At 73.8% G+C, this 24,321-nt stretch carries 21 protein-coding genes and 1 pseudogene; 13 read left to right on the forward strand and 9 right to left on the reverse strand.

The genetic code is table 11. The features are described 5' to 3' along the window. Positions 1–37: 37 nt before the first annotated feature. The 4 genes from cseB to CP982_RS23840 form a co-directional block, all read right to left on the reverse strand. Positions 38–751 (reverse strand): two-component system response regulator CseB, encoded by a 714-nt coding sequence (gene cseB / locus CP982_RS23825; protein ID WP_150512387.1) that lies wholly within the window; start codon positions 749–751, stop codon positions 38–40. Between the two features lie 46 nt (positions 752–797). Then, positions 798–1,385: a hypothetical protein gene (locus CP982_RS23830; RefSeq protein ID WP_150512388.1), complete on the reverse strand. Its 588-nt coding sequence runs from the start codon at positions 1,383–1,385 to the stop codon at positions 798–800. Between the two features lie 38 nt (positions 1,386–1,423). After that, the gene (locus CP982_RS23835) at positions 1,424–1,963 is read right to left on the reverse strand and encodes a SigE family RNA polymerase sigma factor (RefSeq protein ID WP_030679845.1); all 540 of its coding nucleotides are present in this window, start codon (positions 1,961–1,963) and stop codon (positions 1,424–1,426) included. 254 nt (positions 1,964–2,217) lie between these two features. Beyond that, positions 2,218–3,150: an HhH-GPD family protein gene (locus CP982_RS23840; protein ID WP_150512389.1), complete on the reverse strand. Its 933-nt coding sequence runs from the start codon at positions 3,148–3,150 to the stop codon at positions 2,218–2,220. A 277-nt stretch (positions 3,151–3,427) separates the two neighbouring features. On the opposite strand from CP982_RS23840, the gene CP982_RS23845 reads away from it, so the two are divergent. Together CP982_RS23845 and CP982_RS23850 are read left to right on the forward strand one after the other, a co-directional pair. After that, entirely contained in the window at positions 3,428–4,990 is a 1,563-nt protein-coding gene (locus tag CP982_RS23845; RefSeq protein WP_229878971.1) for a sensor histidine kinase, read from the forward strand. Continuing rightward, positions 4,987–5,673 (forward strand): response regulator, encoded by a 687-nt coding sequence (locus CP982_RS23850; RefSeq protein WP_150512390.1) that lies wholly within the window; start codon positions 4,987–4,989, stop codon positions 5,671–5,673. The genes CP982_RS23845 and CP982_RS23850 overlap by 4 nt, the downstream gene beginning before the upstream one ends. Positions 5,674–6,076: 403 nt before the next feature. Here the strand turns inward: CP982_RS23850 and CP982_RS23855 are convergent. After that, positions 6,077–6,706, reverse strand: a pseudogene (locus CP982_RS23855) (phosphatase PAP2 family protein); the annotation flags it as partial. A gap of 240 nt (positions 6,707–6,946) precedes the next feature. Here CP982_RS23855 and CP982_RS23860 point away from each other — a divergent pair. After that, entirely contained in the window at positions 6,947–7,786 is an 840-nt protein-coding gene (locus tag CP982_RS23860; RefSeq protein WP_150512391.1) for a hypothetical protein, read from the forward strand. An 87-nt stretch (positions 7,787–7,873) separates the two neighbouring features. On the opposite strand, the gene disA is transcribed toward CP982_RS23860, so the two are convergent. Beyond that, positions 7,874–8,998 carry a DNA integrity scanning diadenylate cyclase DisA gene (gene disA, locus CP982_RS23865; RefSeq protein WP_150512392.1) on the reverse strand — a complete coding sequence of 375 codons (1,125 nt, stop codon included), beginning with the start codon at positions 8,996–8,998 and terminating at the stop codon, positions 7,874–7,876. A gap of 89 nt (positions 8,999–9,087) precedes the next feature. Further along, complete coding sequence (gene radA, locus CP982_RS23870; RefSeq protein ID WP_150512393.1) at positions 9,088–10,497, reverse strand: DNA repair protein RadA; 1,410 nt, start codon at positions 10,495–10,497, stop codon at positions 9,088–9,090. 282 nt (positions 10,498–10,779) lie between these two features. Between radA and CP982_RS23875 the strand changes: the two genes are divergently transcribed. Next, complete coding sequence (locus tag CP982_RS23875; RefSeq protein WP_150512394.1) at positions 10,780–12,546, forward strand: BACON domain-containing protein; 1,767 nt, start codon at positions 10,780–10,782, stop codon at positions 12,544–12,546. 29 nt (positions 12,547–12,575) lie between these two features. Here CP982_RS23875 and CP982_RS23880 read toward each other — a convergent pair whose 3' ends face one another. Next, a complete protein-coding gene (locus CP982_RS23880; protein ID WP_229878981.1) occupies positions 12,576–13,370 on the reverse strand; it encodes a DUF3109 family protein in 795 nt (264 codons plus the stop codon). A 260-nt stretch (positions 13,371–13,630) separates the two neighbouring features. Here CP982_RS23880 and CP982_RS23885 point away from each other — a divergent pair, with 260 nt between their 5' ends. From CP982_RS23885 to CP982_RS23905, 5 genes are all read left to right on the forward strand, one after another. Then, on the forward strand, positions 13,631–14,563 hold the full coding sequence (locus CP982_RS23885; RefSeq protein WP_144320272.1) for a Ppx/GppA family phosphatase: 933 nt from the start codon (positions 13,631–13,633) through the stop codon (positions 14,561–14,563). A 244-nt stretch (positions 14,564–14,807) separates the two neighbouring features. After that, the gene (locus CP982_RS23890) at positions 14,808–15,632 is read left to right on the forward strand and encodes a sugar phosphate isomerase/epimerase family protein (RefSeq protein ID WP_150512396.1); all 825 of its coding nucleotides are present in this window, start codon (positions 14,808–14,810) and stop codon (positions 15,630–15,632) included. Then, entirely contained in the window at positions 15,629–16,261 is a 633-nt protein-coding gene (locus tag CP982_RS23895) for a TetR/AcrR family transcriptional regulator (RefSeq protein WP_150512397.1), read from the forward strand. Before CP982_RS23890 ends, CP982_RS23895 begins: the two co-directional genes overlap by 4 nt. A 179-nt stretch (positions 16,262–16,440) precedes the next feature. After that, positions 16,441–18,294: a dihydroxy-acid dehydratase gene (gene ilvD / locus CP982_RS23900; RefSeq protein ID WP_150512398.1), complete on the forward strand. Its 1,854-nt coding sequence runs from the start codon at positions 16,441–16,443 to the stop codon at positions 18,292–18,294. 161 nt (positions 18,295–18,455) lie between these two features. After that, positions 18,456–18,773 carry an SH3 domain-containing protein gene (locus CP982_RS23905; protein ID WP_184925078.1) on the forward strand — a complete coding sequence of 106 codons (318 nt, stop codon included), beginning with the start codon at positions 18,456–18,458 and terminating at the stop codon, positions 18,771–18,773. Positions 18,774–18,810: 37 nt separating this feature from the next. On the opposite strand, the gene CP982_RS23910 is transcribed toward CP982_RS23905, so the two are convergent. Continuing rightward, positions 18,811–21,021, reverse strand: a complete 2,211-nt coding sequence (locus tag CP982_RS23910) for a serine/threonine-protein kinase (RefSeq protein WP_150512399.1) — start codon at positions 21,019–21,021, stop codon at positions 18,811–18,813. A gap of 122 nt (positions 21,022–21,143) precedes the next feature. On the opposite strand from CP982_RS23910, the gene CP982_RS23915 reads away from it, so the two are divergent. The 4 genes from CP982_RS23915 (at position 21,144) to CP982_RS23930 (ending at position 24,234) form a co-directional block, all read left to right on the forward strand. Continuing rightward, entirely contained in the window at positions 21,144–21,650 is a 507-nt protein-coding gene (locus CP982_RS23915) for an EamA/RhaT family transporter (RefSeq protein WP_150512400.1), read from the forward strand. Positions 21,651–21,702: 52 nt separating this feature from the next. Further along, a complete protein-coding gene (locus CP982_RS23920) occupies positions 21,703–22,482 on the forward strand; it encodes a class I SAM-dependent methyltransferase (protein ID WP_150512401.1) in 780 nt (259 codons plus the stop codon). A gap of 130 nt (positions 22,483–22,612) precedes the next feature. Beyond that, a complete protein-coding gene (locus CP982_RS23925; RefSeq protein WP_150512402.1) occupies positions 22,613–23,425 on the forward strand; it encodes an ABC transporter ATP-binding protein in 813 nt (270 codons plus the stop codon). A gap of 71 nt (positions 23,426–23,496) precedes the next feature. Beyond that, positions 23,497–24,234, forward strand: coding sequence for an ABC transporter permease (locus tag CP982_RS23930; RefSeq protein WP_150512403.1), 738 nt, complete (start codon positions 23,497–23,499; stop codon positions 24,232–24,234). Positions 24,235–24,321 lie beyond the last annotated feature (87 nt).

Here is a 24,321-nt window from a genome sequence, read left to right on the forward strand (position 1 = left end):
GCCCGGCGCGCAGCGCCTCGTATCGCATCCCGCAAGCTCACGCCTTGAGCTTGTAGCCGAAGCCGCGGACCGTCTCGATGCGGTCCTGGCCCACCTTCGTACGAAGGCGCTGCACATGGACGTCGACGACGCGGGTGTCACCGCCCCAGCCGTAGTCCCAGACGCGCTCCAGGAGCTTGTCGCGGGACAGGACGGTGCCGGGGGCGGAGGAGAACTCCAGGAGCAGGCGCATCTCGGTCGGCGTCAGGGCGACCGGCTGGCCGCCGCGGCGCACCTCCATGCCCTCGGTGTCGATCTCCAGGTCGCCGAAGGTCAGCACGCCGCCGTCCGCGGGCCCCTGGTCCTGGGCCGCCGACCCCGCCGTGCCGGAGCCGCTGGCGTGCCCGAAGCGGCGCAGGACGGCGCGGATGCGGGCGACCAGGACGGCGCCGTCGAACGGCTTGGTCACGTAGTCGTCCGCGCCCGCCTCCAGGCCGAGGACCACGTCGATCGAGTCGGCCCGCGCCGACAGCATGATCACCGGGACCGTGGACTCCTCGCGGATGCGGCGGCACAGCGAGACGCCGTCCATGCCCGGGACCATCACGTCGAGCAGCGCGATGTCGGGCCGGTCGGCCCGGAACGCGTCGAGGCCCGCCAGGCCGTCGGGCATGGCGGTGACCACGAAGCCGTCCCGCTCCAGGGCGAGCTGCGTGGCTTCGCGGATGACGTCGTCGTCCTCGACGAACAGGACATGGGTGTGTTCTGCCATCGGGTGCTCTCAGTTAGGGGTGGTCAAGGTCGGGTCCGGACGGGATTCAGTTGTCGCTCGGAGCGGTGGACTCGCCGCCCACCGCGCTGCTGTAGTTGTTGCGGACGCGGCCCCGCTCGGTGAAGCGGTCCGTCGTCCAGCGGTACGTGATGACGTCCTCGCCGGTGGGCTCCGCCACCGAGCCGTCCTTGCCGTACAGCTGCTTGCTGACGACCAGGGCGCCCCGGTCGATCTCGGCGTAGACGGGAGGCTGCTCGTCGGCGAAGACATTCTCGTACTTCTTGCCGTCCGGGCGATACACGTAACTTCCGATGCCCACGGCGTCACCACAGGTCAGCACGTTCACGACCACGTCGGACGACGCTGCTCCGGTCAGGTTGCCGTACGAGACGTCCACCGGGTACTCGTCCTCGGTGCACGGCTTCAGATCCCGCTTCACGGCGAGGCTGACCTTCGGGTCGTCCTTGACGAGCTGGACCGCGTCGACGTTCTTGGGAGCGGGCGACGGGGACTCCGAGGGGGAGGCCGAGGCAACGGCCCCGGTGCGCGCCGGACCCTCGTCACGGGTGCCGGAGCCGCCCGTGGAGCAGCTCGTCACGGCGAGCAAAAGCCCGAGGGCGGCGAGCACGGCCACCGCCGCACTCCCCGCCTTCGGACGCACACCCCGGGAACTCAGGCCGCGCAACGCTCCCGCTCCTCACGTTCGAACGCGCGCGCATCGAGGTCGCGGCTCTCCAGCTCCTGGCGGAGCCGGGCGAGCGCCCGGTGCAGCGTGCTCTTGACCGTCCCGGCCGACATGCCGAGGGCGGCGGCCGTCTCCTCCGTGGACATCTGCTCCCAGTGTCGCAGCACGACGACGCTGCGCTGCTTCGGGGCGAGCACCTTCATGATGTCCATCAGCAGGGCGCGGTCCGCGTGCTGCTCGGTGGCGTCGTCCACGGAGGCGTCCGGCAGCTGCTCGGTCGGCACCTCTTCGAGCTTGCGGGCGCGCCACCACTCGGTCCGGGTGTTGATCATGACGCGGCGCAGATAGGCGTCCGCGAGCCGCTTGTCGGCTATGCCGTCCCAGCGGCCGTACGTCCGCACGAGCGCCGTCTGCAGCAGGTCCTGCGCGTCGACGGGGTCCGGAACGAGCCGTCGGGCGCTGCGCAGCAGGGCGTCCTGCCGAGTGCGGACGTACTCTTCGAACTCGAGCACCTCGCCGTGCGCCATTCCCAACCGCCTCCGTTCCGTTCGTCCCCGGTTCGCTGACCGCGATCCCTTGCCTGTGCGGTACGGGAATGAAGTTACGGAGGCGTTGTCACGGCGCCATGCGGAGCAGCCAGCGGCGGACGCACGGCTGTACGTCGGTTGTGTAACAGAAGTAGGGCAGAGGTAAACCCGCAGCTCAATGTGGGAGTGCTTGCCCGATTTGTCGCCGCGGGCTTGTTACGGAGACCCCGCGGCGGCCCGCGGCCCTTCGTGACTCAGGTCAGCGGCAGCCGGTAGAACCCGTCCGGCAGGGGCTCCACCAGACCGTCGGCGACGAGCCCGTCCAGGGCGCGGGCCCGCTGCACCGGCTCGTCCCACACCCGGTCGAGCGCCGTCTGCGGCACCGGCGTCACGGCCTCGCGGAGCACCGCGAGCAGCTTGCCGCGCACCTGGCGGTCCGTACCGGCGTACGTCTGGCCGCGGCGCGCCGGGCCCTCGTGCGCGGGCTTGCCCGCCGCGAGCCACGCGCAGTGCGCGGCGATCGGGCAGCGCCCGCAGTCCTCGTTCTTCGCGGTGCACACCAGGGCGCCGAGCTCCATGGACGCGGCGGCCCAGCGCGCGGCGGTCGCCTCGTCCTCGGGCAGCAGCGCGCGGGCGAGCTTGCGCTCGGCCGCGGTGGTGGCGTTCGGCGGGTACTGCACGCCGGTCACGGCCCGCGCGAAGACCCGGCGGACGTTCGTGTCGAGCACGGCGTGCCGCTGCCCGTACGCGAAGGACGCGACGGCCGCCGCGGTGTACTCGCCGATGCCGGGCAGCGCGAGCAGCTGCGCGTGCTGCGTCGGTACGTCGCCGCCGTGGCGCTCCGTTATGGCGACGGCGGCGCCGTGCAGGCGCAGCGCGCGGCGCGGATAACCGAGCCGCCCCCAGGCGCGCACGGCCTCACCGGGCGCCTCCTTGGCCAGGTCGGCCGGGCGCGGCCAGCGCGCGACCCACTGCTCGTACACGGGCAGGACCCGGGCGACGGGCGTCTGCTGGAGCATGAACTCGCTGACCATGACCCCCCAGGGCCCGGCGTCCGGGCGGCGCCACGGCAGGTCACGCGCGTGTGCGTCGAACCAGGCGATGACGGGGGAGTGGAGCCTGCCGTGGGCCGAGGGCCCCTCTGCGGCTCGGCTGTCGGTCCGGTCGGCGGCGAGTGCGGTCGGCATGCCCACGATCCTGCCACGGAGGGCACGGGCCAGCGGCACGGCACGCTCGCCGCGCGCTGAACGTGGGCCCCGGCCCACCCAGCCCGTCCGGCGTTTGAGGACAAGCGCGTCAGCGCGGTGCGGGAACGGTCGGACGACGGCGGTGTCAGTGGACCGATCAAGCCCGTCCGGCGTCTGAGGACGAGCGCGGAGCGCGACGAACGGGGCGGGCGGGTGGGAGAAGAGCCCTGCCGATCGACAGGTCCGCACGCGGCCGCAGGCACGTAGCGTCGGGAGGGTGAGAACCCGACGCCATGTGGACGCCCTGCTGTGGCTGGCCCTGGCCATCCCCGCCGCGACGGCCGACGCGATCGGCCTGAACGAGCCGCGCACGGCCTGGCAGCAGCTGGGCGGCCTCGCCGCCCTCGCCGCGGCCGCCGCGGTCTGGCGCCGCCGCCCCACCCTGGCGTTCCTGCTCGCCGCGGCCCCCGGCGAGGCCACCGCGCCCTCCCTGTTCACGGTCTCGTACGGCATGGCCCTCGCGGCCTTCGCGTATCTGCTCGGCAGGCACGGGCCGCGGGCCAGGCCCGCGCTCCTGGCGTTCGCGGCGGTCGCCGCGGCGGGCACCGCCAAGGTGGCGGTGCGCGACGTCGACCCGGTCGTCGAGTGGCTGGTGCTCATGGCCACGCTCCTGTTCGGCGCGGTCTTCCCCTGGCTCGCGGGCCGCTACTGGCGGCAGAGCCTCGCCCTGACCGCGGCGGCGCTCGCCCGCGCCGACCAGCTGGAGCGCGAGCAGCGGATCGTCGCCGACCGCGCCCGGCTGCGCGAGCGGGCCCGCATCGCCCAGGACATGCACGACTCGCTCGGCCACGAGCTGAGCCTGATCGCGGTGCGCGCGGGCGCCCTCCAGCTGGCCGCCGACCTGCCGGAGCACCATCGCGCGGCGGCCTCCGACCTGCGCGTCGCCGCCGCCGACGCCACCGACCGGCTGCGCGAGATCATCGGCGTACTGCGGGACGAGGGCGACGAACCCGCCCCCCTCGCGCCGCCCGGCGAGACGGTGGAGCAACTGGTCGCGCGGGCGGCCGAGTCGGGCCTCCCCGTGCGGTACGTCGCGGACGGCGCGGAGGAACCCGGCCCGACGGAGCGCCTCGCCTACCGCGTGGTCCAGGAGGCCCTGACCAACGCGGCGAAGTACGCGCCCGGAGCCCCCGTCACCGTCGCGGCGACCCGCGCGGACCCCCGTACGACGATCACGGTCACCAACGGACCGTCCCGGGAGCCCGGTTCACCCCCCGGCGGCGGCTCCGGCCTCGCGGATCTGCACACCAGGTTGGCGGCCCTGGGCGGCGACCTCGACGCGGGGCCGCACGGCGGGGGCTTCCGGGTGCGCGCGGTGATTCCGGCGGACGCGAGCGTTCCGCCGGGGACGGGCGTCCTCGTGGACGCCGTGCCGCTGCCCTCGGGGACGCTCGCCCACGCCCGGCGCCGCACCGTGCTCGCCTTCGGGGCCGCCGCCGCGACCGGCGCCGTGCTGATCGCCGGGACCTTCGGCTGGTACGCGTACACGAAGACGCACTCGGTCCTGAAGCCCGCCGACTTCGCGGCGCTGCGGGTGGGCGCGGAGCAGGCCGACGTCGCGGCCGTGCTGCCGGAGCGCGGCGTCGACGACCCGCCCGTGGACCGGGCGCCGAGCCGGCCGCCTCCGGGGGCGGACTGCCGCTACTACCGCGCCAGCGGTCAACTCTTCACTTCCTCAGCGCACTTCAGGCTCTGCTTCGAGAACGGAAAGCTCGTGGACAAGACGGTGATCCCCAAGGCCGGTTCGGCCACCGAGAGCGGCGCCGGAGGACGGCGGTGATCCGCGTGCTCCTCGCCGACGACGAGGCGATGATCCGCGCGGGCGTACGGGCCATCCTCACCGCGGGCGACGGCATCGAGGTCGTCGCCGAGGCGGCCGACGGCCGGGAGGCGATCGAGCTGGCCCGGGCGCACCGCCCCGACGTGGCGCTCCTCGACATCCGCATGCCCCGCCTGGACGGCCTCGCCGCGGGCGAGGAGATCGTACGGACGCTGCCGGGCACGGCGGTCGCGATGCTGACGACGTTCTCCGAGGACGCGTACGTCGCCCGCGCGCTCGGCGGCGGCGCCACCGGCTTCCTGCTGAAGTCCGGGGACCCGCACGAACTCATCGCGGGCGTACGGGCCGTGGCGGGCGGAGCCGCGTTCCTGTCGCCGAAGGTGGCCCGGTACGTCATCGACGGGCTCGGCGGGCGGCGCATCGGCCGCGAGTCGGCGGCCCGCGCGCGCGTGGCCGCGCTGACCCCGCGCGAGCGCGAGGTCCTCGGCCTGGTGGGGGCGGGCCTGTCCAACCCGGAGATCGCCGCGCGCCTGCACCTCGTCGAGGGCACGGTCAAGGCGTATGTGAGCGCGGTCCTCGACCGGCTGGAGGTCAAGAACCGCGTTCAGGCCGCGATCGTCGCGCACGAGGCGGGGCTCGTCGCGGACGACGGCGCGCGGACCGCTCCGGGCGCCCCGGGCTGATCCCGCCTCACGGGCGGTGCGTCGGGGGCTGCTGGTGGTCGCCCTGGTGATAGCCGCTCTGCTGGTAGTCGCCCTGGTGATAGCCGCTCTGCTGGTAGTCGCCCTGGGGGTAGCCGCCCTGCTGGGGGTGCGGGACGTAGGGGTCCGCGGCCTGCCCCGGGTACGCCGCTTCGCCGTAGGGGGCCTGGGTGCCGTAGGGCGCCTGCGTGCCGTACGGGGCCTGCGTGGCGTACGGGGCCTGCGTGGCGTACGGGTACGGCGTCGTGTCGTCGTACGGGGCGGCGTGCGGGGCGTCGGCGTGCGCCGGGGACGGGTGCTGTGCAGAGGGCGCCCCGTACGACCCGTACGCCCCGTACCCGTCGTACGTCGAAGGCGCCGCGTACGCCGGTGCCGGAGCCGAGGCGCCTCCGGACGCGTGCGCCGTCGCCGGGCCGGGGCCCGCGAACCAGGTGACGAGCGCCGTGCGCGACCCCCGCATCGTCTCGGCGACCCGCGCCACGGGGCGCGTGGCAAGGCGCACCGCGAGGAACGCGACGACCGCGCCGAGCACCAGGCCGACGGCCACGTCGTGCGGGTAGTGCACGCCCACGAAGACCCGCGAGAAGGCCATGAGGACCGCCATCGGCAAGGTGAGGGCGGCGACGCGCGGCCAGGCGAGCGCGAGGCCGACGGCGGCGGCGCCCGCGATCGTGGAGTGGTTGCTGGGGAAGGACCAGTCGCCGTGCGGCGGGCACTCGACGAGCGGCGTGAGCGCGCCCTTCACGGCCCGGCACGGCCGTTCCTCGTCCACCATGGACTTCGCCGCCTCGCTGATCACATACGCGAGGGCCGTGCCCAGGGGCGCCAGGACCGCCACCGCGAGCGCGCGGGAGTCCCCGCGCCGCGCCCGCCACCAGGCGACGACGAACAGCGCGCCGAAGAGCAGCAGGCCGAGTTCCGTCCACACCTCGGCGAGGTGCTGCACCCAGCCGGGGGTGTCATGGGCGAACTCGGTGATGTCGCGGTAAAGGCCGGAGGAATCCATGGTGTCCATGATTACGGACCGTACGTAGGGATCTCGAATCGTCACATCCAGCGATGGACCGATATCAGACCTGACGAAAGACAGGGAGGGCGCGGGGCGGGGACGGGGCGAGGACGGGACGACGGGCCCGGTAGGGGGCGGGTGCGGGGCGGGGCGCGTGGCCGGAACCGTGATGATGATCCGCAAAAGTTGTGAACCTGGGCGGCGGGTGGGGCCAGAGAACGCGCCGTTCTCTCGTAAGGTTTGGGCGTGGGATCTCTGCGCAATCCGATCGGGCCGCTTCCCTCCTCCATCTACTGGCGTCGGAGGGCCGTTCTGCTGTCCGTGCTCGGACTCCTCTTGCTCCTCGTCGTCTGGGCCCTCGCCTCGGGCGGGGGCGGCGGGAAGAACGGTGCTGACGGGCCGTCGGGCAACGGCCCCGCGACGTCCATCACGCCGGGCCCCTCGGGCTCGGGCCCCGCGATCAGCGAACACCCGGGCGGCCGGGAGGAGTCGGAGGGCTCCGGCGGCTCCGGCGGCTCTGGTGGTTCCGGCGGTTCAGACGGGGACGGGGACGGGGGCTCCGGTTCCGGCGGCGGCTCGGGCGAGGGCTCCGGCGGCGGCGCCGGGGACGGCTCCGGTTCCGACGACGGCGCGAAGGGCGGCGGCGGCTCGGGCAACCGGCTGCCCGCGGGCTCCACGCTCCCCAACTGCGCCCCCGGCGCGGTGAAGTTGAAGCTGCGCAGCCTGCGGAACGAGTACGGGGCCGGGCAGAAGCCGAAGCTCCAGCTGACCGCCGTGAACACGGGCGGCAAGGCGTGCAAGGTCGATCTCGGCGCCAAGGGCACGGTCTTGACGATCACTCAGTCCGGCTCGGGCGACGAGATCTGGTCCTCCGACGACTGCCCCGCCGCGGGCGGTACGAGCCTGCTCTTCCGGGTCCCCGGGGACGGCCGGGTCTCGCACGTCGTCGAGTGGGACCTGAAGCCGAGCGCGCCCCAGTGCGCCACGCCTCCGCCGGGGTCGGCGAAGCCCGACACCTATCTGGTGGAGGCCAAGTCCGAGGCCCTCGGCTCGGACCGCGCGTCCTTCGTCCTCACGGCCGACTGACTCCCGGGTCGCTCACCGGGCGTCGAAGGGTGCGGAGCGTCAGGGGGGCGCCGGGGCCCGGCCCCGGCCGCTGCGGCCCGCCGGAGGCTAGACGTAGCGCTCCAGGATCGAGGACTCCGCCAGCCGCGAAAGGCCCTCGCGCACGCTGCGCGCGCGGGCCTCGCCGACGCCGTCCACCGTCTGGAGGTCGTCGACGCTCGCGGCGAGCAGCTTCTGGAGGCCGCCGAAGTGCTCCACCAGGCGCTCGATGATGGCGCCGGGCAGCCGGGGGACCTTCGCGAGGAGCCGGAAGCCGCGCGGGGAGACGGCCGAGTCGAGCGTCTCGGGCGAGCCCGTGTAGCCCAACGCGCGGGCCACGGTGGACAGTTCGAGGAGCTCGGCGTGGGTGAGGGAGTCCAGCTCGGACAGGGCCTCGTCGACGGTGCGGGAGCGCTTGGCCGTGGGCTCGGGGACGTAGTCCCGCACGACGAGCTCGCGCTCGGGCTCGACACCCGCGATCAACTCGTCCAGCTGGAGGGCCAGGAGACGGCCGTCGGTGCCCAGCTCGACCACGTACTCGGCGATCTCGGTGGCGATGCGGCGCACCATTTCGAGGCGCTGCGCGACGGCGGTGACGTCCCGCACGGTCACCAGGTCCTCGATCTCCAGGGCGGAGAGCGTGCCCGCGACCTCGTCGAGGCGGAGCTTGTACCGCTCCAGGGTGGCGAGGGCCTGGTTGGCACGTGACAGGATCGCCGCCGAGTCCTCCAGGACCCGGCGCTGTCCGTCGACGTACAGCGCGACCAGGCGCATCGACTGGGACACGGACACGATGGGGAAGCCGACCTGCTTGCTCACGCGGTCCGCCGTGCGGTGCCGCGTGCCCGTCTCCTCCGTGGGGATCGTCGGGTCCGGCACCAGCTGGACGCCCGCCCGCAGGATCTTCGACAGGTCCGAGGAGAGCACGATGCCGCCGTCGAGCTTGCACAGCTCGCGCAGTCGCGTCGCGGTGAACTCGACGTCCAGGACGAATCCGCCCGTGCACATCGACTCGACGGTCTTGTCGGAGCCGAGCACGATGAGCCCGCCCGTGTTGCCCCGCAGGATGCGCTCCAGGCCGTCCCGCAGGGCCGTGCCCGGTGCGACGGCGCTCAGTGAGGCGCGCATCAGCCCGTCGGCGCCGGAGCCGCCACCGGGCTTCCCGGGAACCGCTGCCCGGTCGTTGGCTGCCACTGCACTCCTCCGGTCGCAGGTTTCCGAGGCTCGGCCGACGCTCTGCCGTACGGCTGAGTTCGTACGGATGGGCGAGACCAGGGCAAAGTCTACCGGCGGTCCTCGTCCTCCCGTGGGGCCTCTCGGCGACGCGATCTCGGAAGGACGCGCAGCGCGTCGCCCATGTCGGCGACTTCGGTGACCTTCATACCGGCCGGGACCTTCCCGGGGTCGGCCGGCACGAGCGCGTGCGTGAAGCCCAGGCGGTGTGCCTCGGCCAGTCTGCGCTGCACCCCCGTGACCCGTCTGACCTCGCCCGCGAGGCCCACCTCACCGATCGCGACCAGGTTCTTCGGCAGCGGGGTGTCGCTCGCGGCGGAGGCGAGCGCGAGCGCCACGGCGAGGTCGGCGGCGGGCTCGGAGAGCTTCACGCCGCCGACCGTCGCGCTGTAGATGTCGCGCTTGCCGAGGGCGCTGATGCGGCCGCGCTGCTCCAGGACGGCCAGCATCATCGACACCCGGGACGTCTCCAGGCCCGACGTGGTGCGGCGCGGGGACGGGATCTGGGAGTCCACGGTGAGCGCCTGGACCTCGGCGACCAGCGGGCGGCGGCCCTCCAGGGTCACCGTCAGACAGGTGCCGGGCACGGGCTCGGCGCGGCGGGTGAGGAACAGGCCGCTGGGGTCGGCGAGCCCGACGATGCCCTCGTCGTGCAGCTCGAAGCAGCCGACCTCGTCCGTCGCCCCGTACCGGTTCTTGACGCCGCGGACCAGGCGCAGGCGCGCGTGCCGGTCGCCCTCGAAGTGGAGCACCACGTCCACGAGGTGCTCCAGGAGGCGGGGGCCCGCGATCGCGCCGTCCTTGGTGACGTGGCCGACCAGGAGCGTGGACATGCCGCGCTCCTTGGAAGCGCGGATGAGGGCCCCGGCGACCTCGCGGACCTGCGCCATGCCGCCGGGCGCGCCGTCGATCTCCGGGGACGCGACCGTCTGCACCGAGTCCAGGATCAGCAGCGAGGGCTTCACCGCGTCCAAGTGGCCGAGGATCGCGGCCAGGTCGGTCTCCGCCGCCAGATAGAGGTCGTCGGCGAGCGCGCCGATGCGGTCGGCGCGCAGCCGGACCTGTCCTGCCGACTCCTCGCCGGTCACATAGAGCGTGCGGTGGTCGTCCGTGGCCGCCTTCGCCGCGACGTCCAGCAGCAGCGTGGACTTGCCGACGCCGGGCTCGCCCGCGAGCAGCACCACGGCGCCGGGCACCAGGCCGCCGCCGAGGACGCGGTCGAGCTCGGGCACGCCGGTGGAGCGCGCGGTGGCCTGGCGGCCGTCGACCTGGCCGATGGGCAGGGCGGAGGTGGTGACGCGGCCGGGCGCGGTGGTGCGGACCGCGGGCGCGCCGTACTCCTCGACCGTGCCCCAGGCCTGGCACTCGGGGCAGCGGCCGAGCCATTTGGCCGTCTGCCAGCCGCATTCGGTGCAGCGGTAGGACGGACGGTCCTTGGCGGTTTTCGTACGGGCAGCCATGGAAGGAACCGTAGCGGCCGCCACTGACAACACCGCGGCGGCCGCCACTGACACCCCCCCGGCGGCCGCCCCTGACAAGGCCGACAGCGCCGCCAGGCCGCGCCACCTCGGGCCACCCCGGCCCGCCAGGGCCCACCATCGCGCCCCTCCGACGCGGCACGGCTCGAACAGACAACGGAATCGTGGCTTCCTGTCCCCTTTTGAGGGATCTGTTCACCCGTAAGGATTAAATGTGCTCAAGGGGGAGGAAGCCCTCTGCATCATGCGCCTAACTTCGCACGGGTGATGAGCAGCAGTCCGCAAGTCCCCACGCACACCACCGGCGCGCACCGGGCCTACGCGGGCCCCCGCAATCGTGTGGTGCCGCGCACGGTTTCGCAGGCGCCCCCCGCCCGCTACGAACCGTTCCTGGACGGCCTGTTCACGTACTGCCTGTCCGTCCTCTGCGACCACGACACCGCCACCACCGCCCTCGGCGACGTCCTGGCGCTCGCCGAGCGCCGCGGCGCCCGGCCGGACGGCGACACGCGCGCGTGGCTGTACGCGCTCGCCCGCTGGATGTGTCTGCGCGCGCTCGCCGACGCCCGTAAGGGAAGCCGCCAGGGGGCGCACGCGGCCGGCTCGGCGAACCAGGCGAACCAGGCTAAGCAGGTGAAGCAGGGAAACCAGGGGAAGACGCCGCCCGCGCCCCCGCACGCCGCCGACCCGCCACCCGAGGACGACGCCGAGCGCGCCCGGCGCCGCGAGCTCGCCCAGCTCGCCTGGCCCGAGGCCGCCGGGACGACGCCCGAGCAGCGCGAGGCCCTGGAGCTGGCCGTCCGCCATCAGCTCGCGCCCAAGGAGGTCGCCGCCGTCCTCGGCCTCGACCTCACGGCTGCCCGCGAGCTGCTCGCTTCGGCCGCCTGCGAGGTGGAGCGCACCCGCGCCGCGCTCGCCGTCGTCGAGACGGGCACCTGCCCCATCGTCGCCCGCCTCACCGGCGACAACCAGGTCCTGCTCGGCACCGCCCTGCGCCGCGAGCTGGTCCGGCACGTCGACGACTGCCCGCGCTGCCGCCGCACCGCCGAGCGCACCGCGTCCGGCGCCTGGCCCGGCACCGCCGTCACCCCGGCCGCGCTGCCCCTGATCGAAGCCCCGCGCGCGGCCCTGCACCACGCCATGGCCCACGCTCCGCGCGCCCACCGCAGGACCCGCGGCGGGCCCCGCTTCGACCGGCGCGGCTTCCCCATGGACCCCAAGGACCACGCCGCCCGCCGGGAGCGCTTTCGCGCGCGGGCCGTCACGACCACGGTCGTCGCCACCGTGGTGGCCGCTCCCGTCCTCGCCCTGTGGGCCGCCTACCGGGGCGCGCCCCTGACCGGCGAGGGCACCGACGGCCGCGCGTCCAGCGCCTCCGAGGCCGACGACGGTCCCGGCGGCCGGGACGGCTCCCGCGGCCGGGACAGCTACGAGAACGCGGGCAATGCCAAGACCACCCCCGACCCCCGCTTCGCCGCGGGGCGCGGTGGCCCCGGCGTCTCCGTGGAGGTCATCAGCCCCGGCGCCCCCGCGGCGCCCGGCGCCGGACGCGTCGCCGTCCAGGCCCGGTCGAACGGCGGGGTCACCCTCATCACCCTGACCGCGTCCGGGAGTTCGCCGGTGCGCTGGTCCGCGAGCACCGGAGCGCCCTGGCTCGTCCTGAGCCAGTCGTCGGGAACGCTCGCGCCGGGCGATTCGTTCACGATCCGGGTGTACGTCGACGACGACCGCGAGCCGGCCGGCCACTGGAGCGCGCGCGTCACGATCGCACCCTCGGGAGCCGTCATCTCCATCGAGGGGTACGGCAGTTCCCGGCCCAGCCACCCCGGCCCCCGCCCGACCCCGACCCGCCCGGGGCCGTCGGAGCCGGACCCGGCCCCCACGCCCAGCGGCGACGGCGATCCGACGCCCACCCCGCCCGACCCCGACCCGACCCCCACGGACCCGGCGCCCACCGACCCCGCGCCGACGCCGTCGGACCCGGGCTCCACGCCCCCGCCGAGCGGCGACGGCAGCCCCGGCCAGGGCTGACCGGAGCAGCGGTGGGCGGGGCGGCCCGGCTAGGCGCGCGGCGGATCGGCCGGGTGCGGGGCGAGCAGCGGAAGCTGCGAGGCGAGGCGCGCCTCGCACAGTTCCACGAGCCGGTCGTAGCCCGCCTTGCCCATCAGCTCGATCAGCTCCGGCCGGTAGGAGACGTACACGGGCTCGCCCGCCCCGTGCGCCGAGGTCGCCGACGTGCACCACCAGTGCAGGTCGTGGCCGCCCGGCCCCCAGCCCCTGCGGTCGTACTCCCCGATGGAGACCTGGAGGACCTTGGTGTCGTCCGGCCGCTCGATCCAGTCGTAGGTCCGCCGCACCGGCAGCTGCCAGCACACGTCCGGCTTGGTCTCCAGCGGCTCCCGGCCCTCCTTGAGCGCCAGGATGTGCAGCGAGCAGCCCGCGCCGCCCGCGAAGCCCGGGCGGTTCTGGAAGATGCACGAGCCGTTGTACGGACGGGTCTGGCGCTCGCCGTCCTCGTCCTCGGCCACCCAGCCGGTCTCCCGGCCCACGTCGTGGTGCTGCCAGATGTCGGGCGTGAGCCGGTCCACGAACCCCGCGACCCGCTTCTCGTCGTCCTCGTCCGAGAAGTGCGCGCCGAGCGTGCAGCAGCCGTCGTCGGCGCGGCCCGCCTTGATGCCCTGGCAGCCGCTGCCGAAGACGCAGGTCCAGCGGGAGGTCAGCCAGGTCAGGTCGCAGCGGAAGAGCTGCTCGTCGTCCGCCGGGTCGGGGAACTCCACCCAGGCCCGGGGGAAGTCGAGGCCCTTCTCGTCGTCGGCCGGAACGGCGCCCTCCGCGGTCTTGCGGAGCTTGCGCACGGCCTTGCCCGCCTTGGCTTCCTTGCCCGTCTTGTTCTTCTTGCCCGTCTTGGTGGTCTTCTCGCCCTTGCCCGTCCGGTCCGCGCTGCCGCCCGCGCCGTCCCGCGCGGGCGGCGCCGACAGGTCCGAGGGCTCCGATGAGCGCGCGGACTTCGTTTTGTCGGCCTTCGCCTTTTTCGTCTTTGGCACGCCTCCAGGGTATGCGCGCTCACACCCGCCCCGGGACCAGCGAAAGCCGCGCGCGCAGTAGCGTTCCGTATATGAGACTCGGTGTCCTCGACGTGGGTTCGAACACGGTGCATCTGCTGGTGGTGGACGCCCACCCCGGCGCGCGCCCGCTGCCCGCGCACTCCCACAAGGCCGACCTGCGCCTTGCCCAACTGCTCGACCCGGCGGGCGCGATCGGCCCCGAGGGCGTCGATCAGCTCATCGCCACGGTGCGTGACGCCCTCCAGGCCGCCGAGGACAAGGGCGTCGAGGATCTGCTTCCGTTCGCGACCTCCGCCGTGCGCGAGGCCACCAACGCCGACGACGTCCTCGCCCGGGTGCGCGCGGAGACCGGCGTCGACCTCCAGGTCCTCACCGGTGAGGAGGAGGCCCGGCTCACGTTCCTCGCCGTCCGCCGCTGGTTCGGCTGGTCCGCGGGCAAGCTGCTCGTCCTCGACATCGGCGGCGGCTCCCTGGAGATCGCGTACGGCATGGACGAGGAGCCCGACGCCGCGGTCAGCCTGCCGCTCGGCGCCGGGCGGCTCACCGCCGCGTGGCTGCCCGAGGACCCGCCGGAGCCGGGCGACGTCCGCGCCCTGCGGCGGCACGTACGGGCGCAGATCGCGCGGACCGTGGGGGAGTTCAGCCGCCTCGGCAGCCCCGACCACGTCGTGGCCACCTCCAAGACCTTCAAGCAGCTCGCCCGGCTCGGGGGCGCGGCCCGCTCCACGGAGGGGCTCTATGTGCAGCGCGAGCTGAAGCGGAAGTCCCTGGAGGACTGGGTGCCGCAGCTCGCCGCGATGACCACGGGCGAGCGCTCGGAGCTTCCCGGGGTGTCCGAGGGGCGGGCCGGACAGCTGCTCGCGGGGGCGCTCGTCGCCGAGGGCGCGATGGACCTCTTCGGCGTCGAGTCCGTGGAGATCTGCCCCTGGGCCCTCAGGGAGGGCGTGATCCTGCGACGCCTGGACCACTTGCCCCAGCCCTGACCCTGCCGAGGCGCCAAGCCGTTTCGGCCTGCGGCCTCGTCCTCAAAACGCCGGACGGGCTGAAAGACCTCGGTGCGGACCGGATGCCTTCTGCGCGCCCGCAGACGAGAACTGGTCCGCACCGGCACAATCCAGCCCGTCCGGCGTTTGAGGACGAGGCCGCAGGCCGATCAAGCCGGGGGCAGGGGGCCCGGGCCGGACGCCGCCTCCCCGCTCCCTCGCAGGGCCCCGTACGCTGTTCCCCGTGGTGGAACCAGTCGTACGCATCCCGGACGCGAAGGTCGCCCTGTCCACGGCCTCCGTCTATCCGGAGTCGACGGCGACGGCCTTCGAGATCGCCGCGCGCCTCGGGTACGACGGCGTCGAGGTCATGGTGTGGACCGATCCCGTCAGCCAGGACATCGAGGCCCTGCGCCGCCTCAGCGACTACCACCAGATCCCCATCCTCGCGGTGCACGCGCCCTGTCTGCTGATCACCCAGCGCGTCTGGTCCACCGACCCCTGGGTGAAGCTCCAGCGCGCCCGGGCCGCCGCCGAGAAGCTGGACGCGTCGACGGTCGTCGTGCACCCGCCCTTCCGCTGGCAGCGCGGCTACGCCCGGGACTTCGTCCAGGGGATCTGGCGGATGGCGGAGGAGACGGACGTCCGGTTCGCCGTGGAGAACATGTACCCCTGGCGCTACCGCGACCGCGAGATGCTCGCGTACGCCCCGGACTGGGACGTCACCAAGGACGACTACCGCCACTTCACGATAGATCTCAGCCACACCGCGACCGCCCGTACGGACGCCCTGGAGATGGTCGACCGCATGGGCGACCGGCTCGGCCACGTCCACCTCGCCGACGGCCGGGGCTCCGCGAAGGACGAGCACCTCGTGCCCGGCCGCGGCACCCAGCCCTGCGCCGCGCTCCTGGAGCGCCTCGCCACCTCCGGCTTCGACGGCCACGTGGTCATCGAGGTCAACACCCGCCGCGCCATGTCCAGCGCCGAGCGCGAGGCCGACCTCGCCGAGGCCCTGGCCTTCACCCGGCTGCACCTGGCGTCGTCGGTGAAGGTGCCGCGCTCGTGACGGCCGGCGCCGCCGCGCCCCGGCGCCGGGGCCGTCCCTCACGCACCCAGACCGAGCGGGGGCCCGCCACCCGCGAGGTGATCCTGGAAGCGGCGCGCGAGCAGTTCTCCGCACACGGCTACGAGAAGACCTCCGTACGCGCCATCGCCAAGGCCGCGGGCGTCGACTCGGCCCTCGTGCACCACTACTTCGGCACGAAGGAGCAGCTCTTCGCGGCGGCCATCGAGGTCTCCTTCGCGCCCGCGCTGCAGGCTCCCGCCGCGATCGAGGACGGCCCCTTCGACGCCGTCGGCGAGCGCCTGACCCGCTTCGTCCTCGGCGTCTGGGAGAACCCGGCCACCCGTACGCCGCTGCTCGCGATCGTGCGCTCGGCGGTCAACCACGAGACGGCCGCCGCCGTCTTCCGCCGCCTCGTCACGACCCAGCTCCTGTCCCGCGTCGCGGCCACCCTCGACCTGCCCGACGCGGAGCTGCGCGCCGAGCTGGCGGCGGCCCAGCTGGTGGGCGTCTCGATGCTCCGGTACGTCATCCAGGTGGAGCCGCTGGCCTCGGCGGACATGGAGGACCTGGTGGCGCGCCTCGCACCGGTGGTGCAGGGGCATCTGACGGGCTTCTCGAACCCCGAGTGACCCCGGCCCGGCCGGCGTGGCCCCGGGCCCGGCCGGTGTGGCCCCGGCCTGATCCGTACGGATCCGCATGAGACGGCCGTCCCGCCATGCGGACACCCTGTCCGGATCTTGGATCATCGGCGTACGCTCGGCCGTATCGATAGCCGTATCGAGATCTGCCCCTGAAGGAGCGAGCGACGATGCCCGAGCTGAGGTCCCGCACAGTCACCCACGGACGCAACATGGCGGGCGCGCGCGCCCTTATGCGGGCCTCCGGGGTACCGGGCGCGGACATCGGCCGGAAGCCGGTCATCGCCGTCGCCAACTCCTTCACCGAGTTCGTGCCGGGCCACACCCACCTCGCGCCGGTCGGCCGCATCGTCAGCGAGGCCGTCCGGGAGGCGGGCGGCATCCCGCGCGAGTTCAACACGATCGCCGTGGACGACGGCATCGCGATGGGCCACGGCGGCATGCTCTACAGCCTGCCCTCCCGCGATCTGATCGCCGACTCCGTCGAGTACATGGTGGAGGCCCACTGCGCCGACGCCCTGATCTGCATCTCGAACTGCGACAAGATCACGCCCGGCATGCTGATGGCCGCCCTGCGCCTGAACATCCCGACGGTCTTCGTCTCCGGCGGCCCCATGGAGGCGGGCAAGGCCACCCTGGTCGACGGCACCGTCCGCAAGCTCGACCTGATCGACGCGATGGTCGACGCGTCGAACGAGAACGTCTCCGACGAGGACATCCTCCGCATCGAGGAGAACGCCTGCCCGACCTGCGGCTCCTGTTCCGGCATGTTCACGGCCAACTCCATGAACTGTCTGACCGAGGCCATCGGCCTGTCCCTGCCGGGCAACGGCTCGGTGCTCGCCACCCACACCGCCCGCAGGGCGCTGTACGAGCAGGCGGGCGCGACCGTCGTCGAGATCACCAAGCGCTACTACGACGGGGACGACGCCTCCGTCCTGCCGCGCAACATCGCGACCCACGCCGCGTTCGAGAACGCCATGGCCCTCGACATCGCCATGGGCGGCTCCACCAACACGATCCTGCACCTCTTGGCCGCCGCCCAGGAGGCCGAGGCCGGCTACGACCTGACCGACATCGACGCCGTCTCGCGCCGCGTCCCCTGCCTGGCGAAGGTCGCCCCGAACGTGGCGCCGCAAGGCACGTACTACATGGAGGACGTGCACCGCGCGGGCGGCATCCCCGCGATCCTCGGCGAGCTCTACCGCGGCGGCCTCCTCAACGAGGACGTGCACACGGTCCACTCGCCCTCCATCAAGCAGTGGCTCGACGACTGGGACGTGCGCGGCGGCTCCGCCGTCCCCGAGGCCCTGGAGCTGTGGCACGCGGCCCCCGGCTGCAAGCGCTCCGCCGAGGCCTTCTCGCAGTCCGAGCGCTGGGACACCCTCGACACGGACGCGGCGAACGGCTGCATCCGCGACGTCGCCCACGCCTACTCCCAGGACGGCGGCCTCGCCGTCCTCAAGGGGAACCTGGCCGTCGACGGCTGTGTCGTGAAGACCGCGGGCGTCGACGAGTCGATCTGGACCTTCGAGGGCCCGGCCGTCGTCTGCGAGTCCCAGGACGAGGCCGTCGAGAAGATCCTGAACAAGCAGGTCAAGGAGGGCGACGTCGTCGTCATCCGCTACGAGGGCCCCAAGGGCGGCCCCGGCATGCAGGAGATGCTCTACCCCACTTCCTTCCTCAAGGGCCGCGGCCTCGGCAAGGCCTGCGCCCTGGTCACCGACGGCCGCTTCTCCGGCGGTACGTCGGGCCTGTCCATCGGCCACGCGTCCCCCGAGGCGGCGTCCGGCGGCACCATCGCCCTCGTCGAGGACGGCGACCGCATCCGCATCGACATCCCCGGCCGCTCGATCGACCTCCTGGTCGACGACGCCGAGCTGGCCCGCCGCCGCGAGGCCCTCGGCGGCACGTACGCGCCCAAGTCCCGTGAGCGCAAGGTTTCCGCGGCCCTGCGGGCGTACGCGGCGATGGCGACGAGCGCGGACAAGGGCGCGGTGCGCGACGTGTCGCGGCTGGGCTGAGGCCCCTCCGGCGCGGCGGCTCCGCCACCCGGCGGGCCGACTGTCCCGGTTTGTCCTGCAACTGGTGTGGAGCGCGGGCGCGTCTATGGTGTGGAGTACATGCCATGGGCGGCCCGCGCCGCCCGTTTCACGTGGAACACGGGGACACACGGGGGATCACCATGAGCAGCGAAGAACTGACGATGCCCGCCACCGCCGATGTGGCGGACGGGGCGGAACTGACGATAGAGGCCGCGACGGCCAGACGGTACGCGATCGTCGCCGACGTCAACGTCCGCTCAGGCCCCGGCACCGCGTACGACAAGGTCGGCCGCCTCTCCGCGGGCACCCAGGTCACCATCGGCTGCCAGCAGCCCGGCGAGACGGTCACCGGCCCCACCGGGACGTCGAAGATCTGGGACCGCATCGGCAGCGGACGGTACGTCTCCGACACCTATGTCCGCACGGGCAGCAACGGCTACGTGGCGCCGCGCTGCTGACCCGCGCCGCCGGTTCCTGAGGCCGCCGGGCCCGGGGTCACCCGGACTTCGGCGGCTTCGCGGTGTCGAACGCGTACACCAGGTTCTTGGCCCCGGTCACGATCGCCGCGCGGCCCGCGAGGACGACGCGCGGGCTCGCGCCCACCTCCGCCGAGCCGTTGGTCCTGGGGTCCGTCGTCCAGAGCCGCGCGCCGTCGCGCGGCGCGAGCGCGGCGACGCGGCCGCTGGCCGAGCTGAAGTACAGCGCCCCGGGTCCGGCGACCGGCCCCGAGGCCCCTTCCACGCCTGCCTGCCGGGTCCACCTGAGCTTGCCCGTCGCCGCGTTGACCGCGCTGACCTCGCCGTTCTGCTCGGTGAAGTACACCGTCCCGGCGGCCAGGCTGGGGGCGCCGCCGAACCGCTTCGGCAGCCGGGTCTTCGCGACCTCGCCGCGCGCCACGTCCACGCGGACGACCGCCTCGTACTCGATGACGCCGATCTCGCCCACCCGCTCCTTGGCCATGACGAGCCGGCCCTCGTGCGCGCCGAGCACCTGGAGCGGGCCCTCCAGCGCGACGGCCTTGCCGAAGGCACCCGACTTGAGGTCGAGGCCGCGCACCGTGGCGTGCCGCAGCACGGTGCTCGACACCTCGGCGGCGGAACCGCACATCACGTACGCCGCGCCACCGGCGGAGAGCGGCGCGCAGATGGCACCCGCCGGGACCGGGGTCCTCCACAGCACCTTTCCGGAGCGGACCGCGCGGCCCTCGACGTGCGTGCCCGGCGCGTTGAGGGTGATGACGGTGGAGCCGATCACCTCGGCGTCGGCGGAACGGCTCGTGACGGCCATCGACTTGGTGGCGAACCGGGTCGACCACAGCTCCTTGCCCCGGGCCGCGTCGAGGGCCACGACCTCGCCGGGGCCCGAACCGTCGGGGAGCAGCCGGTAGCCGAGGACCGTGTTCCCGGACACGCCGACCATGTGCGTGTTCTGCATGGGGACGCCCGGGTGGTGCGCGGTCCACATCCGGTGGCCGTCGGCGACGCGGATCCGGGTGGCGATGACGCCGCCGCCCCCGCAGTACGCCGAGCCGCCGCGCGGCACGCAGCGCAGCTCGTCCGGGAGCTTCGCCGCGCCGGGCGACACGTTCTGCCGCCAGGCCCGGAAGCCGTGGGGGAGCGGCGCCCCGGTCGCCGCCACATTGCGGCCGCCGTCGTCGGGCCCCTCGTCCCGGGGGCCGTCCGCGCCCGGACCGAGCAGCGCGACGCCGCCGGCGATCACGGCGATGCCCAGGACGGCGGCGAGCACGGGCCGCCAGCGGTGGCGCAGCCGACCGGCGAGGCCGCGGGTCGCCGCCGCGTCGGCCCCGGCGTCTCCCGCATCGGCGGAGGCGGTGGAGAGGTGGTGCTGCGTGTCGGTGTCCCGCGTGCGGCTTCCGCCGGGCCCGGGCGCCGCTGCGAGGTCCACCGGCAGGTCCCGCAGCCGGACGAGGAGTTCGTCGATGGTGGGGCGGACGGCGGGGTCCTTGGCGAGACAGGGCTCGACGGCCGTGCGCAGCTCGCCCGGGACCTCGTCGAGGGCCGGTGCCTCGTGCACGACCTGGTACGCGGTCATGTACGGGCTGTCCGCGTCGAAGGGCCCCTGCCCCGTCGCCGCGTACACGAGCAGCGTGCCGAGCGAGAAGACGTCCGACGAGGGACCGACGCCGCGCGGCGTCTGGAGCTGCTCGGGCGACATGAACGGCGGCGTGCCGATGACCCGCCCCGTCATCGTCAGCGTCTGCTGGTCGGCGGCGCGCGAGATGCCGAAGTCGATGACGCGCGGCCCCTCGGCGGACAGCACGACGTTGGACGGCTTCAGGTCGCGGTGCACGACGTCCGCGCGGTGGATGTCGCGCAGCGCCTCCGCGAGCCCGATCGCGAGCGTCCGCAGCTCCATCCCGACGATGGGACCGCGCCGCGCGATGCGCTGCGCGAGCGTGGGGCCTTCTATGTACGCGGTGGCCATCCACGGCTGCTCCGCCTCGGGATCGGCGTCGACCACGGCAGCGGTGAACGCGCCGCTGACCCGGCGGGCCGCGGCGACCTCCTGCCGGAACCGGATGCGGAACTCCTCGTCCCCCGCGAACTGCTGGTGGATCAGCTTGATCGCGACCGGCCGCCCCGACGCCGTACGTGCGAGGAAGACGGTGCCCATGCCGCCGGAGCCGAGCCGCGACTCCAGTGGGTAGCCACCGATCTCCTCAGGGTCCCCTGAGCGGAGCGACACCTCTTTCGACCTCCCGGTACCGGTCGTCCCCCGTACTACTACCTGCCCGCACAAATTAGCGGCCGGACGGGGAGGCGGAGCAAGGCGGCCCGCCCTTTCGCGACGCGGGCGATAATCGAGACGTGAGCGACGAACGACGTACCGGCCAGACCGAGGGCACTCCGCCGGGTCCCCGCCCCGAGCCCATCCGCTTCTTCGGGACGTCGTGGCTGGAGCACACCGACGGCTACGCCGCCCGCCGCGCCGGGGTCGCGGCAGGCGCGCTCGTGGCGGCGGCCGCGGGCTGTCTGGTGCTGCGCTTCGCGTACCAGGGCCTGGAGATCGCGGACGTGGGCGCCTTTGTGAACCTGCTGGTCGTGGTCATGTTCGCCATCTGCAGCGCGATCGCTTTCCGGCGCACCTGGGAGGGGTTCTCCAAGCACCACGACCCGCAGTCGGTGGCGTCCATGCGCAGCCTGATGACCATCGGCTTCATCGGCTCCCTCCTCGCCTACTTCTTCCGCTCCCTGAAGGAGGCCCCGGGCGAGCGTCTGCACCGCGAGGAGTACGAGACGGCCCGCGAGCAGTACGAACGCCGCACGAAGCGCCGCGCGGGCAACCCCTCCAAACGCAAGCGCCACCAGAAGTAGGGCCCCCGCGCCGGGCCCGCGAGGCCCGTCCCGGCGGTGTGAGGATGCCTCCATGGCAGACCAACACCCCACCGCATCGGCTGAGTTCGCCCTCTCCTTCGAATCCGTCGCGGCCCAGTACGCCGCCTCCCGCCCCGGCTACCCGCCCGGCCTGTTCACCACGGTCCAGGACCTCGCGGACGCTCCCCTCAAGGGCGCGACCGTGGTCGACGTGGGCGCGGGCACCGGCATCGCCACCCGGCTCCTCCGTGAGAGGGGCGCCCGCGTCATCGCCGTGGAGCCCGGCCCCGAGATGGGCGCGCAGCTGCGCGCCGCCCTGCCCGGCACGCCCCTGGTGCGCGGCTCGGGCGACGCCCTGCCCCTGGCGACGGCCTCCGCCGACCTCGTCACCTACGCCCAGGCCTTCCACTGGACCGCCCCCGAGCGCTCCGTCCCGGAGGCCCTGCGCGTGCTGCGTCCCGGCGGCGCCCTCGCCCTGTGGTGGAACGTGCCCGACCCGGACGTCCCCTGGGCCGCCGCCCAGGAAGCGCGCCTGAAGTCACGCCTCCCCGGCTACCACGCCCACAGCGTCACCGGCGACGCCGCCCGCATCGTGGACCGCGTGGTGCCCGGCCTCACCCCGGTCCACCGCTGTCTGCACTGGACGCGCCGGGTCCCGCTCGACGTCCACCTCGCCCACCTCGGCAGCCGCTCGTACTTCGCCTCCCTTGGCCCCGACCGGTCCGCCGCCGTCCTCGCGGACGAGCGCACCCACCTCCTCGAACACTTCCCCGACGGCACGGTGGAGGAGGCCTACGCCCTCGACCTCACCGTCGTGCGCAGTCCCCGCTGACCCCACCGCTGACCCCACCGCTGACCCCACCGCGACGAAGCCGCCCGCGGCAGTCCGTGCTCCCCGCGCAAGGCCCGAGTGCCCTTCGGCGTCTTGACGGGCCGGGCCCTCCAGGCGCACTATTCATCACATGATGAATATTAAGACCCCGGCCCGGGCCCCGGCCACCGCCCCGGCCGCCATCCACGCCGAAGACCTCAAGGTCATCCGCGGCCACCGCACCGTCCTGCGCGACCTGGCCTTCACCGTCCCGCGCGGCCAGATCACCGGCCTGCTCGGCCCCTCCGGCTGCGGCAAGTCCACGCTGATGCGCGCCGTCGTCGGCACCCAGGCCAAGGTCACCGGCACCCTGGACGTCCTGGACCACCCGGCGGGCACCCCCGCCCTGCGCTCCCGCATCGGCTACGTCACCCAGGACCCCTCCGTCTACGAGGACCTCACCGTCCGCCAGAGCCTGGACTACTTCGCCGCCGTCCTCACCCCCGGCCGCGGCCCCGCCGCCCGCCGCCGCGAGGACGTCACCCGCGCCATCGCCGACGTCGACCTCACCGGCCACGCCGACGCCCTGGCGGGCAACCTCTCCGGCGGGCAGCGCAACCGCGTCTCCCTCGCCGTCGCCCTCCTCGGCGCCCCCGAACTCCTCGTCCTCGACGAGCCCACCGTCGGCCTCGACCCCGTACTCCGCCGCGACCTGTGGAACCTCTTCCACACCCTCTCCGACCAGCGCGGCACCACGATCCTCGTCTCCTCCCACGTCATGGACGAGGCGGAGCGCTGCCACCGGCTCCTCCTCATGCGCGAGGGCGAGATCCTCGCCGACGACACCCCCGACGCCCTGCGCGAACGCACCGGCTCCGGCACCGTCGAGGAGGCCTTCCTCCACCTGGTCGACGAGGCGAACGCCGCGCAGCCGCACCCGGGCCGGGAGCCGCAGCTCCCCTGACCCCTCACCCCAGGAGCACCAGACCCACCGACCCACCGACCCACCGACCCCAGGCATCACCGGAGCCCACGATGAACACCCATCGCACCCTCGCCACCGCCGCCCGCGTCCTGCGCCAGCTGCGCCACGACCCCCGCTCCATCGCGCTGCTGATCCTCGTCCCCTGCGTGATGCTGCTGCTCCTGCGCTACGTCTTCGACGGCAGCCCCCGCACCTTCGACTCCATCGGCGCCTCCCTGCTCGGGATCTTCCCCCTGATCACGATGTTCCTGGTGACCTCCATCGCCACCCTGCGCGAACGCACCTCCGGCACCCTGGAACGCCTCCTCGCCATGCCCCTGGCCAAGGCCGACCTCATCGCGGGCTACGCCCTCGCCTTCGGCGCCCTCGCGATCATCCAGTCCGCCCTCGCCACCGGCCTCGCCCTGTGGGGACTCGGCCTCGACGTCACCGGCTCGGCCTGGCTCCTGCTCCTGGTCGCCCTCCTGGACGCCCTGCTCGGCACCGCGCTCGGCCTGTTCGTCTCGGCCTTCGCCGCCTCCGAGTTCCAGGCCGTCCAGTTCATGCCGGCGGTGATCTTCCCCCAGCTCCTCCTCTGCGGCCTCTTCACCCCCCGCGACAAGATGCAGCCCGTCCTCGAAGCCCTCTCCGACGTCCTCCCCATGTCGTACGCCGTCGACGGCATGAACGAAGTCCTGCGCCACCCCGACGTCACCGGCGACTTCGTCCGCGACGCCGTCATCGTCGCCGCCTGCGCCGTCCTCGTCCTCGCCCTGGGCGCCGCCACCCTGCGCCGCCGCACGGCCTGACCACGGACCGCGACCGTCCGCCCACCGGACACCCCGCCGCGGCCCACCCCGCCCGATGCGAGGATGGCCCGAACGACGCACCCCGGG

Origin of the sequence: Streptomyces spectabilis, from assembly GCF_008704795.1 — a bacterium.
GTDB classification, from domain to species: Bacteria; Actinomycetota; Actinomycetes; order Streptomycetales; family Streptomycetaceae; genus Streptomyces; species Streptomyces spectabilis.

Coding starts and splice junctions, on each gene's coding strand:
- ilvD (WP_150512398.1), top strand. CDS start 16,441: ATGCCCGAGCTGAGGTCCCGCACAGTCACCCACGGACGCAACATGGCG.
- cseB (WP_150512387.1), bottom strand. CDS start 751: ATGGCAGAACACACCCATGTCCTGTTCGTCGAGGACGACGACGTCATC.
- CP982_RS23905 (WP_184925078.1), top strand. CDS start 18,456: ATGAGCAGCGAAGAACTGACGATGCCCGCCACCGCCGATGTGGCGGAC.
- CP982_RS23835 (WP_030679845.1), bottom strand. CDS start 1,963: ATGGCGCACGGCGAGGTGCTCGAGTTCGAAGAGTACGTCCGCACTCGG.
- CP982_RS23930 (WP_150512403.1), top strand. CDS start 23,497: ATGAACACCCATCGCACCCTCGCCACCGCCGCCCGCGTCCTGCGCCAG.
- CP982_RS23885 (WP_144320272.1), top strand. CDS start 13,631: ATGAGACTCGGTGTCCTCGACGTGGGTTCGAACACGGTGCATCTGCTG.
- CP982_RS23920 (WP_150512401.1), top strand. CDS start 21,703: ATGGCAGACCAACACCCCACCGCATCGGCTGAGTTCGCCCTCTCCTTC.
- CP982_RS23925 (WP_150512402.1), top strand. CDS start 22,613: ATGATGAATATTAAGACCCCGGCCCGGGCCCCGGCCACCGCCCCGGCC.
- radA (WP_150512393.1), bottom strand. CDS start 10,497: ATGGCTGCCCGTACGAAAACCGCCAAGGACCGTCCGTCCTACCGCTGC.
- CP982_RS23840 (WP_150512389.1), bottom strand. CDS start 3,150: ATGCCGACCGCACTCGCCGCCGACCGGACCGACAGCCGAGCCGCAGAG.